This window comes from Mucilaginibacter sp. UYNi724, assembly GCF_054057495.1.
Genome location: NZ_JBSRZI010000028.1, coordinates 1 through 16576, shown reverse-complemented (window position 1 = coordinate 16576; position 16576 = coordinate 1). Strand labels below are relative to the sequence as shown.

Below are 16576 nucleotides of genomic sequence, written 5' to 3'. Positions count from 1 at the left end.
CAGTTTGCCCCGGAATGGGGTGGTCAATTTGACGCGGAATCACTGGTCACATTCCGCCGGAATTGGGTGGTCAATATCAGCGGTATATCCACCCTGGATATGTCCCAATCATTACTGGTATATTATTAGGAGTAATTTACTCTTATAAGGTGACGCACCTATCATCCATCAAACACTCTTTGGGAAATATCCAAATCATAAGTTCGAAAGTTAATATGCAAGGGTAAATTTATAAGCCGAGCCCCTCCAAATATACTTTTTAAAATATCTGTTTTATAAAATACCTTTGTTTTTCAAGTCGTCAATAATGGGCTCTAATACCATTAAAAAGCGTTCTAAGTGTTCCAATTTTTCTTCTTGGACGGTACAACGCCGACTTGATGTCTTTAATAAGATTTCAATGCGGCTTTTTGTGCTATCACCTAAGAATGTTAATTCTAACTATCAGATTTTAGATTTGCTAGTCGTCTCAAATCTTCTATAAATTGGTTCGAAATCCGTACCAGTGGGTTCTCTTCCAATCAGTTGAACCCAATCGTACTCGAACCAATGCATCGCCAGTAAAATTCTTTCGATCACAAATTCTTCGTAAATTATTGATCTAAGTTTAAATCAGCGATTAAACGCAAATCAGATAGGAAATAGTTCGAGATTTGTAAAGTAGCCACCACTAAGTTCAATGTTAAAACAGAATAAAAGCCTGCAAATCAAATGATTGCAGGCTTTTGTTTTTTAGTCAAAAGGCTAAATTATTCACCGATTCGCGATAAAAAGGGGCGTAATTCGGTGAGTAACTTTTTAAAAATTCTAACTCACCAAATCGTGTTATCAATTTGATAATCAAGCTATTCAATAATTGAACATCTTGTACAGACCCAATTGCAAGCTTAATTTTGTTTCACTTTTTAATGCTTTAAACATTATGAAAACTACTTTCAGCTTGCTTTTTTATTTAAAAAAGCCAAAAAACTATCTAAGCGGCTTAGTGCCGATTTATCTGCGTATCACAGTGAATGGTCAACGTTCCGAAACGACGACAGGACGAGAATGTGAACCCGGTACTTGGAATAGTATTGCCGGGCGATTAAAAGGAACTAAGGAGGATACAAAATCCATTAACTCGTATTTAGACAACCTGCAAAAACAAGTATACGAGGCACACAGTAGATTAACCGAAACCAAAAGCAACATTACTGCTGAAGCTTTGAAAAATGAATTTTTAGGTAAAAGTGAAAAGGCACGAATGCTAATTGATATTTTTAAAGACCATAATAAAAAAATTGCTGCATTAATTGGAAAAGAATATGCCGTGGGTACATACGTCCGTTATCAAACCTCTTTAAAGCATACTCAAAATTATTTGCAATGGAAATACAAAATATCTGATATTGATATTAAGAAAATCGACCATGAATTTATTACTAATTATGAATTTTATCTGCGTTCGGAGCGCAATTGTGCCAATAATTCAGCCTTTAAATACATTAAAAACTTTAAAAAAATTATAGGTATTTGTTTATCAAGCGGTTGGTTAGATAGAGACCCATTTAGTAATTACAAAATAAGAATTAAACAGGTTGATAGAGTTTTTCTCAATGAGGGCGATTTACAAGCCATGGCAGACAAAGTTTTTTTAACCGAGCGCCTCAATCAAGTAAGAGACATTTTTTTATTTTGTTGTTTTACGGGTCTAGCTTATGCCGATGTAAACAAGCTCAAACGAAACGAGATAATTAAAGGCCATGATGGAGAAATGTGGATATTTACTAAACGAAAAAAAACCGATACCCCAAGTCGTATTCCATTATTACAAACACCTTTGACCATCCTTAATAAGTATGACGATCACCCGATTTGTTGCAATTTAGGCAAAGCCCTTCCAGTAAGTACCAATCAAAAAATGAACGCCTATTTAAAAGAGATAGCTGGAATATGCGGAATAGAAAAACCTCTTACCTTTCACATTGCCCGGCACACTTTTGCAACGACTGTAACACTATCTAATGGCGTTCCTATTGAAAGTGTAAGTAAAATGCTGGGGCACACCAACATTAAAACCACCCAACACTATGCTAAAATACTTGACCTGAAGGTTGGCCAGGACATGGCTTTACTTTAACAGAAATACGCAAAACCATAACTACACCATAATCTTTTTTTTAAATTTTAATTATATTTGTATGAGAACACACCAAAGTATGAGCAGCACTACTACAAGCCATTTACATTCTGTTTCGATCTTCGATTTATCGCAAGATGAGTTGCGGGAACGACTGCGTCCAACCTCTGAAGCAGTGAAACTTAAAAAGTTTGCAAAGGGCGGCTACTTCAGCTATTATGATCGGTTAATCTGTCCGACCAGTGCCCATACTATACACGAATATAGGGATAGGAAGGAACTGATGAGTATTGATGAAAACGGAAAAGAACACTTTGTAAAAACACTTTGATCATATGTCAAATAACCCGCAGCTATTATTTGTCGCGGGGCCGAATGGCGCAGGGAAATCGACTTATTCTAAAGATCTGTCGGAACCGGGTGCTATTATTTTTGATGTGGACAAAGTTATTGCCCGCATAGAGGCCCGATCACCTAATATGCCTAAAAAACAAGTGTATGACTCAGCGACCCAAGAGTTTTTTAAACAAGCTAACGAAGCTGTACGACATAAGCAGCACTTTACCTTAGAGACTAATTTCAGAGATAAGGAATTGGTGGATATCGCCAACGAATTCAAGCGATATGGTTATACCGCAAACTTAGTCTATTTGACCTTAGAAAATATTGACCAATCTACTTCCAGAGTGAACGAAAGAGTTTTAGACGGCGGTCATTTTGTAGATCGTAAAAATATCCTGCTAAATTATAATGAAGGCTTACAATACCTTGAACTGTTTGCGGACCGCTTTGATATGCTTGAAATCATTGATGCTTCAAAGGGTCTAGGTGAATTAGTATTATTACTGAAAATAAAACATCAACAGCTTGTTTACCTGAACGCTGATTTACCTATTGGCGTGGAGCAGACTATTATCGATATTGCTAATAAGTATAGAGATAATTCCAGGAATGAAGATAACGACGAAGAACGTGGCTGGGATTTTAACAGAGGAAGGTAAAGAGCCCATCAGGAAAAGCCGTTTCTACATGCCGCTATTGCGGTAAGTCGGAAACAGCTTTTCCTTACCCGCGAAAGGACGTTGCTCGCTCCCTCCCAACAACCTTTCAGAACCCACTCCTTTAATCCATATTCACCAGTTCGCGAATGTAGGCCAAACCGGGACAAAAATGCAAGGGTATATAAACGGTCAGCTGTGTTTTGTATTTTATCGGACTGACCGCCCTTGCATTTTTGCCCGGATTAGCGCTTTTGGTTGCTTAACTGTTGAATATGGCCTGTCTGTTCATTAGCCCTCGTATAGAATTCTTTTAAACACACTTCTCCCAACCAGCTACCTGTTCTAAAAGCTGCCCTGCTGGCATATTAGGGTAATAAGTCATCACATATTCCAAAAAAGCTTTAATATTCTCCGGCTGTTCGAATTCCATCACGGTGAGAACGAGCATCGGCCATCTTTTGGTTTGTGTCATAAAGCCATATAGCGGAAGGTAAGGTGGTGAATAATTAAAAGAATTCGCAACCAGTTTATCATAAAGGACTTTATTCATTGACTTTTTAAAATCCCTCAACAGGTCATAAGCAACAATATCCTTGCCGCCAGATTTGATTAGTTCGCCTATAAAAGGCATCCCCTCATCCCAAAAGAAAGTATAGAGGTAACCCATAAAACCCCTTTCAGTGATATCACAAAGATCTTTGCTGTAATAAGCATATTCTTTCTTGAATATATCCAACGAGAAATCATCTTTATGTCTTTCAATAATAAAGTCGATCACTTCATTTTCACTGGCAATCACTTCATCTATGGTTGGCCCTTTTGGAGGTAAGGGTGGAACCATCAGCAGATAGCGGGGTTTAGAGAACAGTTCAAAATAGTAGCTTTTAAAAAAGATGGTTTTTCTTTCATGGGTGACCTGTACATATAAAGGGTGGGTAAGCCTTCCATGGAAGTCAACTTCCTTTAGCCGGTCATTCAGGTAAGTCTTATAACTGATCTTGTACACTTTTTTAAATAATTTTTTTTGGGTGCTTTTGAGCGTTATTGATCGGTTTCTTTGATTTATTGCTCAAACTACAAAAATCAAAAGCTATCAAATTTAATCAAAGCATATTATTTCATCTGCGGCAAATCTATACATTTGTTTTGACATATTTTATAATATCAAAACATATAGTTACGTTTGTCTTTATTGTCTTACCTGTTCATCCATTTTTGAGCCTGGCTGAAAAGAAAGGACAATTTTATTTATCAATTTATTTTAAAGTATTATCTATGGCGGCAATCGAATTAATTACCAAAGAAGACCTAAAGCAGTTCAAAAGTGAACTCTTAGCCGAGATCAAACAAATCATAAAACCCGGAGCTGGAGAAAGCAAGCAATGGTTGAAAAGTGTGGAGGTGCGAAAGATGCTCAGTATCTCTCCGGGAACTTTGCAGACCCTGCGGATCAATGGCACCCTGCGCTTTACCAAAGTGGGCGGCATGATGTATTATAAACTGGAAGACATTAACAAAGTATTGGAAGGCAAATGAAATTCTTCATGCAAAACAATTTCACTGCAGATTTATTCGCACCTGAATTTGTTCGGTGTGAGTTTGTTCATTGTGAAAAAGTTCTGTCTCCACTGCATATCACCATAAATAACAATAATAACCCTATGAATCTTTTAAAGAATGAAGTTGCTGCCTTTGGCAGCTTATTAAAAAAAGCGGAAAAGGATAAATCATTATTCGCTACCCATATCAGCTTACTTGCCGCTTTGTTTGTCTTTTGGCAGAGGAACGGCTTTAAAAGCCCTTTCAATGTTAACCGCAAAGAACTGATGGCTTTTAGTAAGATCGCTTCTATTGCGACTTATCATAAATGTATGCGGGAGTTAGATGGCCGGCGCTATATCAAATATGCACCTTCCTTTCATCCAAAGACCGGCAGCCTGGTTTATTGGCTTTCACCGTTTACCTCAACCCCCAGTATTTAAACCCATGAGGGATCCAACAATTGTTAACCAAAATGTCTCCCGGAACTTTTTCTCCCGGAACAATATCTCTAGCTACCAATATAACTCCAAAGTCCTTTCGAGAAATCGTAAGGAGCAAGCGGAAGTTGGGCAGAGCCCTACTTTGCTTGCCCTACACTACGCTGTGGGGGTTTTGCGTATCCTCCGGGGATACTTAGTGAGGTTTTTAACGGTGAAACATAAAGAAAAAGGATACTTGACAGTATCCTGTATAACTATATTATGGCATAATTAACAATGGAAGATATAAATGTAAGATCAGTAAGATACCCGCTTTCGGTTGATCAGAAGTTTGAAAAATTGGCGCTCAAACTCGGCCGCACTAAGCGCCAGTTCTTTATTCAGATGGTCGATTATTTCTATAAAAGCAAGAAAGATCCGGTAGACTTAAACGATGAGCTATTAAAAAACACACTAATGAAGAATCATCAGCAATATATCGGCTTTATTAAAACGCAGGAAAATATGTTGCTGGTTCCGATGAAATCACTAATGGATAGGGTCGGCGAATCTCAGCGACAGATCATTGACCTTTTTAATACAGAAGTACTGCATCATAATCTAGATGTATTGAACAACCAGCATGCGCTTGCGGCTATGTTAAGTGAAATCGCTAAATTGATGGAAGCAATATTGCAAAGCCAAAAAAACAAGGAAGCGCTAAAGTCACAGTTTATGTCAATACTGGAGGGCTTTATCCGAGCAAGGGAAAGTTTTACGATGATTACCTCGGGTAAGGAAAAGGAAGAATTAATCTCAGTGGTTAAAGATCAGGTACGGTCATTATAAAGGGTATTTTATGTTTATCAATATCAGCGATAGTAAAGAAGCTGCCAATAAAAGAAGTAGTAGCGGGTTAGTACATTACCTGGAAAAAGAGAACAGGCTGAATAAGAAAAAAGAACCTGAGTATTGGTTTAACGGCAGGCAAATAAATATTGATCCTTATTTGGTTATGCAGACCCTAGACAATAACGTTGCTAAATTAGGCAAGGCGGATGCCAAATTCTTTTTGGTCAACATTAGCTCCAGCCAAAAAGAGCTCGGTTTTTTAAGGGAGCAATATAGTGATGAAGGCGTAAAGGATCAACTGAAAGGTTTTGCAGTGCGCGTGATGGATGCTTACGCGCAGAACTTTAAGCGGGAAGGTGTAAATACCCACGAGGACCTTGTATGGTTTGCCAAGTTGGAGAACTATCGGTATTATACTTATAACGATCCCGAAGTTAAACAGGGTATTAAAAAGCGCGGTGACCGTAAAGAGGGAGAGCAAATGCATATACAGGTTATTGTCTCCAGGAAAGACGCGACCAATCTGATAAAACTCAGTCCTATGAATACATCAAGGGGCAGAAATGAAGAACATTCAAAAAAGATGGGTCAGTTTGATCGTGTTGCTTTTAAACAGAGTGGCGAAAGTCTATTTGATAGTTTATTTAAGTTTAACAGGCAGCTAAAAGATACGCTGACCTACGCCAATACACAAAAGAACGGCAGTTTGCGGGAACGGGTGGAAATGAATACGTTTGAAATTGAAGTGTCTAATTCTACGGATAGCTTGCCGAAGGAAGAAAACATAACCCAGCAAGCTGCCGATACCAGAGAGTCGTATTCCCCATTAAGAGAACATATCCATCTTAATATAACCGATGATGTGGATGATGAAGCAGTATATGGCAGACATCGCCACCAGCGTCGTGGAAGGTAACCGCATGTGATGTGCAAATAATCGCTTAATTTACTTGTATAGGCTACGTCGCCGACGGTCGGTATTCAAATACTGAATAACAGATGCGAAATTAGAAATCAAATGATTCAAATCACTTTCAAATCTGTTTATAGTCATCACTGGATGAATTTGCAGTAACGAAATTTGCTGTCATTAAAAGGAAGGTATAGTTTCCTGTAATTTATTATTACATTGAACGGGCGGTAATTTGTTATATTTGAAATACTTTCCTTATTTTTTAATCATACTCCACTTAACGCGACGGTAATCGCCAATAAAACCTTACAGCGGTGCAAAACGGTAAAAGATCAGCTATTTTGGCGCCCAAAGGTTTGCCGACAAATGACGGGCAAACCGCCGTGCTTGAAGCCGCAGGACTGTGCGGCGTCTGCACTGATCAGCAGCTCACCGTGGTGAAAGCTTTTGGCAATACAGCCGGCTACCTGAAAAATGAGAACTTTAATTTTAACCTGGGCGAATTACTACCGGATGGGGTAGCGATTATAGTTAAGGCTGCTGCGCACCAAGCCTTAAAATTACAGCAGCTGGCAACGCTGAGCGATCTGGATTTTGGTGTTAAAAATTCGGTAAACATGGTCATCAGCCCCTTTTTAAGTGACGGGTTTGGGACCAGGCAATTGCTCATCCTGTTTACCAGTAATAAACGAAAACCGAAGACCAGGTCGCTAATTGCATCCGGAGACATCAGGCAAGTAACCCTGGCCCACGTGGTCAGTTTGGAACAGGAACTTATAGAGACAAAAAGCAGCCTGCAAGCGGCGAACGAATTGATCGACGCATTTAATGAAAATATACAATCTTTTCACGAAGAATTGCAATCTGCTAACGAGGAGATGCACAGCGCAAATGAGGAACTGCAATCTGTTAATGAAGAATTACAGACCATCAACAAGGAACAGCAGGAAACCAATGCAGAGCTGACAGATTCAAATGATGATCTGAATAACTATTTCCGGAGCAATACCAATGGACAGTTATTTGTTGACCATAACCTGTTATTAAAAAAATATTCGCCGGGCGCGGTCAAACATATCAATCTGCGGGAAAGCGACATCGGCAGGCCATTGGCGGATATCACCACAAATATTAAATTTGAAACGCTGGTTGCCGATATTCAGCAGGTTATGCAGGACGGCCACACTATTACCAGGGAGGCTGAATCTTCCGAAGGGAAAACCTACCAAGTCATGACCATGCCCTACATCCGGCAAAACACCGGTAATACAGATGGTGCAATTATTAGCTTTTATGACATTACCGAACTGAACAAAATACTGGCTGCGCTGGGTATCAGCAATAAAAGCCTGATAGATTCTGTTACAGCGATCGAATTGAGCAGTGAAATAATTAGCAAATCCCTCGAAAAGGAAAAACACCTGAATATGCTAAAAAGCCGCTTTGTATCTATGGCATCGCATGAATTCAAAACGCCACTTACAGCCATTCAGTTGTCGGCCGAGTTGATCGGAAGACTTGCGCAGGACCTGGATCACCCCATCATTAAAAAATATACGGAAACCATCAAAAATGCTTCCAAGAACCTGACCAATATCTTAAACGATTTTTTATCACTTGAACTGTTGGAAACAGGTAAGATCAACCCGAAACTTAGCGAATTTGATGTCGTTAAATTTGCGGAAGATATTACAGAAGATATGCAGTCACTTGCGAAACAAGAACAGCGAATTGAATACCACCATACCGGCCGGGGCCGGATGGCTATCCTAAATCCCTCGTTGCTTAAAAACAGTATCATTAACCTGATCAGCAACGCGATCAAATACTCGGGGCCTGCTTCTCTGATCGAATTTAATACTACCATTACCAAAACTGAATTGATCATTGTTATTAGGGATAATGGCATTGGCATACCGGAAGGTGATCAGCAACATTTATTTGAAGCGTTCTTCCGGGCACATAATACCGGCAACATACCCGGAACCGGATTAGGCTTAAATATTGTTAGCCGCTACACAGAACTGATGAACGGAACGATATCGTTTGAAAGCAAGGTTAACGAAGGCACTGTTTTTACGATCACTTTTCCGGTAAAACCAATACCTATTAAGGTATAAATGCCTGAAAATAAATAAATTAATATTTAACAATAGCGTTACATTTACACACTTACACCTTACAGGTGTAAAAAAAACATCAATAAACATGGCTAAAATTGTCAATCAACAGTACATTATAGCCATCGGCGCGTCTGCCGGAGGTTTGGAAGCTATCTCTGCCTTCTTTGATTATACACCGTTAGACTCCGTGTCTTATATCCTGATACAACATCTTTCAGCCGACTTTAAAAGCCAGATGGTTCAAATATTGGCACAACACAGCAAACTACAGGTTGTTGAAGCTATTGAAAACGTGGATATTAAAGCCAATACCGTTTACCTGATCCCAAGTAATAAATTCATGATCGTTAAAAATGGCAGGCTGATCCTTTCGGACAAAAAGGATCAGCCGCGACCACACATGACGATCGACTATTTTTTTAAGTCGCTGGCTGAGGAACGTGGTAATAAGGCTATTGGCATTATTTTATCAGGTACCGGTGACGATGGGTCGAAGGGCATCCAGGCAATAAAAAAAGCTGGTGGTATCGTACTGGTACAAGATCCAAATACCGCGGGCTTTAACGGTATGCCGCTGGCCGCGATCGCTACGGATTGCGCGGATAAGATACTTTCCCCCGAAGCCATGCCCCAGGTTATCGAAGAATATGTTAAGGACGGCCTTTTAGAATTACTGACCGATGAACCTGCGGGCCACATCAGCGAGGAAGAACTTGGAGAGATATTTAGCCTCATCAAAGGCAACCTGCCGTTGGATTTTAGCGATTACAAGCGACCAACCATCATCCGGCGTATCAAACGGCGGATGGTTGCAAATAATTTTAATAAGGTTAGCACTTACCGGGATTTTTTAACAAATAATACTGCTGAAATAAACTTGCTGACAAATGACTTCCTGATCAGTGTGACGTCTTTTTTCCGTGATCCCGAAGCCTTCAAGATCATCGAGGAAATTGTTATATCCGATATCATTAAAAAGAACAATGGGGATGCCCTGAAAATATGGGTGGCTGGTTGTGCCACGGGCGAGGAAGCTTACTCAATAGCTATCCTGGTGAAAGAGTATTTAAACAACACTCCAAAAAATATCGAGGTTAAAATATTTGCCTCGGATATTAGTAAAGTGGCACTGGATACCGCTTCCAAAGGCATTTACCCGGAAAGCATTACTAAAACTGTTTCGAAAGCGAGGCTGCAGCAATTTTTTACGAAAGAAGGTACGGCCTATAAAGTCAAACATGAAATCCGAAAAATGCTGATCTTCGCCCAGCATGACCTGACGAAGAACCCACCCTATTGTAACATCGATCTGATCAGTTGCCGTAACTTGCTCATTTATCTCAATGCGGCTTTACAGCAAAAAGTATTTGCATTGATGCATTTCGGGCTTAAAAAAGGCGGGTACCTTTTTTTGGGGCCAAGCGAGAGCGCGTCTGTGATTAAAGATGGCTTTGCAGAGATCAGCGGCAAATGGAACGTCCTGAAAAGCAATAAAACAGGAAAAGCCATCCGGTTAGATGCCTTTTCATCCCATATGATAGGCGACATAAAGACGACGACTGTAGAAGTAAATAAAAAAGCCATTGTACCTGTGTCGAAATCCGAACTTACAGACCAGGTCAATTCGGCACTGCTCAAGGAGTCCGGATTTAATGGTGTTTGTACTGACGAAAATCTATCGGTCGTTCAGTCATTTGGTAATACAAAAAACTATTTAAAAAACATCAACTTCAATCACAACCTGAACGACCTGTTACCGGATCATGTTTCTATAGTGTTGAAAGCCGCTGCCCACAAGGCGCTAAAACTGGATGAAAGAGTGGTGCTCGACAGTCTTAACTTCGAAGTTTCCGATAAGGCGAAGATCAAACTCATCAATATAATAATCAGTCCCTTTTACTTAAACGGATCGGAAGAAAGGCTATTGCTGGTTTTGTTTACGGACAGCCAGACAAAAATAACAGAGAAAAATGTGATCCACATAGCGGATATCAACGAAGTTACCAAAGAACATGTGATCAGTCTGGAGCAGGAGGTGGCCCAGCTTAAACATACGCTGGATGTTGCGCATGAACGCATCGCCTCCTCCAATGAAAATATGCAATCTTTTAACGAAGAGCTACAATCCGCCAACGAAGAAATGCAGTCGGCAAATGAAGAAATGCAAAGCACGAACGAAGAGTTACAATCAGTGAACGAGGAACTCCAAACAGTTAACAAGGACCATCAACTAACTATTGACGAGCTAACCGACCTAAATGACGACCTGAACAATTACTTCCGCAGCAATATTAACGGCCAGTTGTTTGTTGACCGCGACCTGCTGCTAAAAAGATATTCGCCTGGGGCGGTGAAGCATATCAACATCCGCGAGGGTGATATTGGCCGCCCGCTCAGCAATATCACCACGAATATAAAATTTGAAACATTGATAGATGATATCAGTAAAGTAATCCATAACGGGGAATCTATTACGCGGGAGGCGGAAGCTTTAGACGGGAATACTTATCAGGTCATGACCATGCCCTACCTCAAGAAACACAGTAAAAATCCTGATGGCGCGATCATTAGTTTTTATAATATCACCGAATTAAAAAAACTGCTTAAGGAACTGGACATCAGTAATAAAAGCCTGGACGTAAGTAACGGTAATTTGGACAACAGTAATAAAAGCCTGCTAAGGATCAATGCAGACCTGAATAACTTTGTTTTTGGTGCTTCTCATGACCTAAATGCACCAATCGTGAATATTGAAATGTTGTTGGAGATACTCAATGATAAACTTGATATGAAAGACCCGGAAGTATTGAATTTATCCGGAATGATGAATAAAGCAGTTACAAATTTTAAAAACATTATCGGTGATCTGGCCAGGGTTGGATATATCGAATCGGAAGAAACGGATGATAACCGCGAAAGTTTCCCGGCTATTTTTGAAGAGATCAATGAAGTCTTGCAAGAAAAGATCAAAGTTTCGAAAGCCGTTTTCCATACCCATTTCAAAATAAAAGACGTTCGGTTCGCTAAAAAGAATTTGAGAAGTATAATTCTTAACCTTATTACGAACGCTTTGAAGTTTAGCTCTCCCGACCGTATACCCGAGATAAGCATCCAAACCGAAAAAAAGGATGAGTTCATCGTATTAATGATCGCGGATAACGGTATCGGCATTCCCAAAGACGAAGTTGATCAGATCTTTAAGAAATACAAGCGGATTAGTGAGACGAGCGAAGGAACGGGCATCGGATTATATTTGATCCGAAAAATCGTTAATGCTTCGGGTGGTAAAATTGAGGTGGACTGCGAAATGGGCAAAGGATGCGCTTTTAAGGTATTTTTTAAAATATAACGGGGTAAGTCTACTAATAATTAAACGCTAAACTATCTTTTAGCAGTTAACCATATCACAAAAAGATCGGATTCCAAATGATTTACTGACCTCTCTTTTTATAATCGAAACTTATTACATTAAATATGCTTACTATAATACATGAACAATGCATTATACCCCTTAAAATTCGAACCTATCTATCAATACCGCCTTTGGGGAGGCCGAAAAATAGCGCATTTACTTTCTAAACCACTGCCAAAAGAGGAACCTATAGGTGAAGCATGGATATTGAGCGATCGTAAGGATCATGCCAGCAAAGTTATTGACGGTTCGCTAAAGGGTTATTCCATTACTCAATTGATGAAAGAATATCCTAAAGAACTTATGGGAAAACTGGCTGGCAGATTTGATCATTTCCCGCTTTTGTTGAAATTCTTAGATTGTAAGGAAGTTTTGTCGGTACAGGTTCATCCTTCAGACGATCAAAAAAGCTATATACCTAAAGGTGACACTGGAAAAACGGAAGCCTGGGTGGTTTTAGAGACAGGTAAAGATAGCCGTATATATGCCGGGCTAAAGAAAGGTACCGATCAGCAAAATTTGCGTCAGGCTATTCAAACCCATAGTGTAGCTGACAAACTTCATAGTTTTATACCAAAACCCGGGGATGCTGTATTTATTCATTCCGGCACGGTACATACGCTTGGCGGAACCGTAGTTTTTGAAGTACAGGAAAACAGCGACGTTACTTTCCGCCTTTACGATTGGGATCGAACCGACTCTAAAACCGGAAAACCACGCGATCTCCAGGTAGATGAAGCGATGGCCTGCATTGATTTTGACCAGGTTGATATTGGGCCGGTAAAGCCGGTTACAAAAACTCATCATACCAACACCGAAAAATTATTCGATAACGAGCATTTTATATTATGGCGCATGAAATACAAGTCGCCTTTTAAGGTTGGTTTCAAAAATGAGCCGACCATTTTAGTTTGTTTAGAGGGGTCGGCAAAGGTTGTTTCCAATGCCAATCATTACCCGATTAGTAAAGGTGACGTGGTTCTGCTACCGGCTGCTATAGGAGAATGCGACGTTCAACCCGATAACCAAATTAACTTATTGCAAATAAACATACCTGGCAAGGATAATAGCAAAAGATCATGAACCCATTTCAGCTACAACGCATCGGCACCATAATGGAGCCCGAACCGGGCAATGAATTGGAGACCGAAGGGGTACTTAACCCAGCAGCAACCCGTGGCCCGGATGGTGCCCTTTACCTTTTCCCGCGTTTGGTGGCAAAAAACAATTATTCCTGTATAGGTATAGCGAGAGTGAAATTTAATAAAACCGGGGAGCCTACTGGCGTAGAACGTTTGGGTATAGCGTTACAACCTGAAGCCGAATACGAAAAACGCCCCAACGGTGGAGGTGGCTGCGAAGATGCACGGGTAACTTATGTAGAACCTTTAGCGCATTACATCATGACCTATACCGCCTTCGGGCCGGATGGGCCGCGCATTGCTGTGGCCAGGTCAAAAGACCTTTTTAATTGGGAACGCTTAGGGTTGGTAAAGTACCTTTCATATAAGCACGTTGACTTTAATGGTATTAATAATAAAGATGCCAGCATTTTCCCTGTCGTTATTCCCAGCCCTCACGGACACCCGTCTATAGGTATGTTGCATCGCCCGCTTTTTCCAGGCACCACTCCCGAGGAAACCGTTAAACATAAGAACCGGGAAATAGATTCACATAAGGAGAGTATTTGGATCTCCTATTATAATTTAGGAGAAGACACTACCATACAATATGCCAAATTCACATCCAACCACCGTCTGGCTATACCAGTAGAACCATGGGAAAACTTGAAGATAGGTGCAGGAGCTCCCCCTTTATTAACCAAACATGGATGGCTTATTATTTATCATGGTGTACATGAGTTGGAGGGATCAACGGCTGACAAACCAAAATTGTGGTATTCTGCCGGGGTAATGGTCCTTTCGGAAAAGGATCCACAAAAAATATTGTATCGTTCGCCTAAACCTATATTAATTCCCGAATTACCGGAGGAAACGATTGGAACGATCGCCAACGTGGTGTTCCCGACCGGTATAGATCGTCGCGACGATATTGGACAACCTAACCGCATAGATGTTTACTATGGGATGGCTGATAATCGGATCGGCGTAGCCAAAATGACAATTCCCGATACCCTGCCTGGTATGATATAATTAAACCGGCGACTGACTTATACTAATAAAATTAAGCCACAAAATAAATAACTACAATTAAGATGAAAGCTTTCGCAAAATTATCCGAAATCGAAAAACAGGAATTCCTGAAGTTTCCCGTTTATATTTCTTTACTGGCAGCCAATGAATATGGTCCGACGGACGATGTAGATATTAAAGCTGCCGTCGAATTTGATCACATGAAGACTTATACCTGCGTTCCGCTACTCAGCGGGTTTTATGCGAAAGCCGACGAGCTATTTAAGGAAAATTTCACTAACCTGGATGCAGAATTGCCAAAAGGTAAGATATCCCGCACAGCGGCTATCAAAACCAAGCTGGCAGAACTGGAAACTTTATTGTTGAATTTTGATAAAGAATATGCTGCCGCTATGCATAAAAGTATGAAATCATTTAAGGATCATGTGTCGTCAGCACACTGGAATGTTTTGGACAGCTTTTTATTCCCCATCCCGATAAAGGGAATTTCATATTAGCCTATATGGAAACCTTGATTCTAAGACATCATCTAACTTTGAATAAATCAACGAACTTGCAAAGTTAGTCATAACCAATGCCGGACTTCGCCGTTACACAATCTAATAATCAATTTCAACGCTGGTAAATAATCTGTTTGGCGTTAAAATTAATTATTAAAGCTTTTGACAATTACCTATTTTCAAATCGTCCGGTTTTTTTACTTACTACGATCTTGTAAATAATCAATTCAACAGTAGTCCCGATATCACCTTCTTTATCAACGAAGCCGTGTTCACGGGTAATTGAATCATCCATCATGTACGGTGTAATTCTTTCTGTCAACTTTTGGAGAACTTTTTGTTTTTCTTCCATTTCCGTGATCTCTTCAAACTTCCCCCAGGCGATGACACTTTCCCAGTTGGTAATTTCTTTGATGTTATCCACTTCAAAACAAACTAATGGATTCTCGCGCATCATTTCAATCTTCATCCCCTTAGCAGAATGACAATAAATATCTGTACCGTCATATAAATAATTTACCGGAACAATGTAGGTAACGCCAGCTGCGTGGCACCCGATTCGACCGACCAATTGATCTTTCAATAAGGCCTCTATTTGATAATCATTTAATTCTCTTAACATCTTCTCTTTTTTAGTTGTTTACTTTATTTACATGGAAAGGTTTGTTACTCGCATTTTTCCTTAAGAAAATCAATTAAATGACCTTCTAATAACGCTGAGTCATAATCGATATTTTCTTCATTTTTTTCAAGTGATACCTCATCAATGGAGACGATAACGGTAAAGGCGATACCCGTTATAACTTCGGGAAATGAAATGTTGATCACATCATAAACATGCGCATATTCAATAGTTAAACCCGAATCCAGTTTTGAATTGATGTAAGGGGCAAATTCCTTTTTTAGCAGGTCGAAAAGTTCTTCTGCACTTAATGGTTTGATGTTTTTAATTGTGGTCATATCGTTGTTTGATAATAATGATTTATGTTATTGATGTTCTTTCTTTAAAGCTTCAAATCCGGAAACCACGTCAAAAAGCTCTTCATCTATCATGCTTTGGCGCAAACTCTGGAATTTCTTCCCCAGGGTTTCCAGCATATCACTTATGCTTTTTTCCGCCCGCTGCATCGCTTCCAGGCGACTAGCATTTTCTGCCGCCAATGACTCTGTACTTGCTCTAAATACCGAAACGAATAGATAGGCATTGATAAGTGCGCTTAGAGTGGTCACGGTATTGCCAATAACTTCGGGTATAGTATTTGTCGGCCATTGCATAGCCATCAGATCCTGCATCCATTTTTCGTCAAGCGGTAATAACCTTTGCAAAACCGGCTCATAGCTCGACCCTGTTTTGGGCTGATTATGAAATACATAAAACTGCTTTAGATGCCTGGTTTCACGAATTTCCTCAATTTCGATCAAAAGACTTTGAATTAACGGTGTAACGGCATCAATAGAAACAGGAACAGCGTAAGACTTCGTAATATTAAGCCCTGCGTCTGCTAAAAGCGCCTGGATACGTTCGCCGATTACCCAAATTTC

Annotated in this window: 15 protein-coding genes; 11 read left to right on the top strand and 4 right to left on the bottom strand. The window is 40.0% G+C overall.

The genetic code is table 11. The features are described 5' to 3' along the window. Nucleotides 1-922 precede the first annotated feature (922 nt). Both ACVW0P_RS21935 and ACVW0P_RS21930 read left to right on the top strand, forming a co-directional pair. Complete coding sequence (locus ACVW0P_RS21935; protein WP_457133967.1) at nt 923-2119, top strand: site-specific integrase; 1197 nt, start codon at nt 923-925, stop codon at nt 2117-2119. A 335-nt stretch (nt 2120-2454) separates the two neighbouring features. Then, nucleotides 2455-3120 carry an AAA family ATPase gene (locus ACVW0P_RS21930; protein ID WP_457133966.1) on the top strand — a complete coding sequence of 222 codons (666 nt, stop codon included), beginning with the start codon at nt 2455-2457 and terminating at the stop codon, nt 3118-3120. A 310-nt stretch (nt 3121-3430) separates the two neighbouring features. Here the strand turns inward: ACVW0P_RS21930 and ACVW0P_RS21925 are convergent, their stop codons facing one another. Further along, nucleotides 3431-4126 (bottom strand): hypothetical protein, encoded by a 696-nt coding sequence (locus ACVW0P_RS21925; protein WP_457133965.1) that lies wholly within the window; start codon nt 4124-4126, stop codon nt 3431-3433. A gap of 269 nt (nt 4127-4395) precedes the next feature. Between ACVW0P_RS21925 and ACVW0P_RS21920 the strand changes: the two genes are divergently transcribed. From ACVW0P_RS21920 to ACVW0P_RS21880, 9 genes are all read left to right on the top strand, one after another. After that, nucleotides 4396-4656, top strand: a complete 261-nt coding sequence (locus tag ACVW0P_RS21920) for a helix-turn-helix domain-containing protein (RefSeq protein ID WP_457133964.1) — start codon at nt 4396-4398, stop codon at nt 4654-4656. An 8-nt stretch (nt 4657-4664) separates the two neighbouring features. Beyond that, nucleotides 4665-5102, top strand: a complete 438-nt coding sequence (locus ACVW0P_RS21915; protein ID WP_457133963.1) for a hypothetical protein — start codon at nt 4665-4667, stop codon at nt 5100-5102. Between the two features lie 276 nt (nt 5103-5378). Further along, the gene (locus ACVW0P_RS21910; RefSeq protein ID WP_457133962.1) at nt 5379-5930 is read left to right on the top strand and encodes a BfmA/BtgA family mobilization protein; all 552 of its coding nucleotides are present in this window, start codon (nt 5379-5381) and stop codon (nt 5928-5930) included. 10 nt (nt 5931-5940) lie between these two features. Further along, nucleotides 5941-6849, top strand: a complete 909-nt coding sequence (locus tag ACVW0P_RS21905; RefSeq protein WP_457133961.1) for a DUF5712 family protein — start codon at nt 5941-5943, stop codon at nt 6847-6849. A 311-nt stretch (nt 6850-7160) separates the two neighbouring features. Next, nucleotides 7161-8966, top strand: a complete 1806-nt coding sequence (locus ACVW0P_RS21900) for an ATP-binding protein (protein ID WP_457133960.1) — start codon at nt 7161-7163, stop codon at nt 8964-8966. A gap of 88 nt (nt 8967-9054) precedes the next feature. Then, nucleotides 9055-12318 (top strand): chemotaxis protein CheB, encoded by a 3264-nt coding sequence (locus ACVW0P_RS21895; RefSeq protein ID WP_457133959.1) that lies wholly within the window; start codon nt 9055-9057, stop codon nt 12316-12318. Nucleotides 12319-12459: 141 nt separating this feature from the next. After that, nucleotides 12460-13464 carry a type I phosphomannose isomerase catalytic subunit gene (locus ACVW0P_RS21890; RefSeq protein WP_457133958.1) on the top strand — a complete coding sequence of 335 codons (1005 nt, stop codon included), beginning with the start codon at nt 12460-12462 and terminating at the stop codon, nt 13462-13464. Continuing rightward, entirely contained in the window at nt 13461-14534 is a 1074-nt protein-coding gene (locus ACVW0P_RS21885; RefSeq protein ID WP_457133957.1) for a glycoside hydrolase family 130 protein, read from the top strand. The genes ACVW0P_RS21890 and ACVW0P_RS21885 overlap by 4 nt, the downstream gene beginning before the upstream one ends. Nucleotides 14535-14596: 62 nt before the next feature. Then, the gene (locus ACVW0P_RS21880; protein ID WP_457133956.1) at nt 14597-15031 is read left to right on the top strand and encodes a hypothetical protein; all 435 of its coding nucleotides are present in this window, start codon (nt 14597-14599) and stop codon (nt 15029-15031) included. 172 nt (nt 15032-15203) lie between these two features. Here ACVW0P_RS21880 and ACVW0P_RS21875 read toward each other — a convergent pair whose 3' ends face one another. From ACVW0P_RS21875 to ACVW0P_RS21865, 3 genes are all read right to left on the bottom strand, one after another. After that, nucleotides 15204-15656: a pyridoxamine 5'-phosphate oxidase family protein gene (locus ACVW0P_RS21875; RefSeq protein ID WP_457133955.1), complete on the bottom strand. Its 453-nt coding sequence runs from the start codon at nt 15654-15656 to the stop codon at nt 15204-15206. A 44-nt stretch (nt 15657-15700) separates the two neighbouring features. Next, on the bottom strand, nt 15701-15994 hold the full coding sequence (locus ACVW0P_RS21870; RefSeq protein WP_457133954.1) for a hypothetical protein: 294 nt from the start codon (nt 15992-15994) through the stop codon (nt 15701-15703). 27 nt (nt 15995-16021) lie between these two features. Next, the coding region (locus tag ACVW0P_RS21865; RefSeq protein ID WP_457133953.1) for a F0F1 ATP synthase subunit gamma at nt 16022-16576 on the bottom strand (555 nt) is incomplete at its 5' end.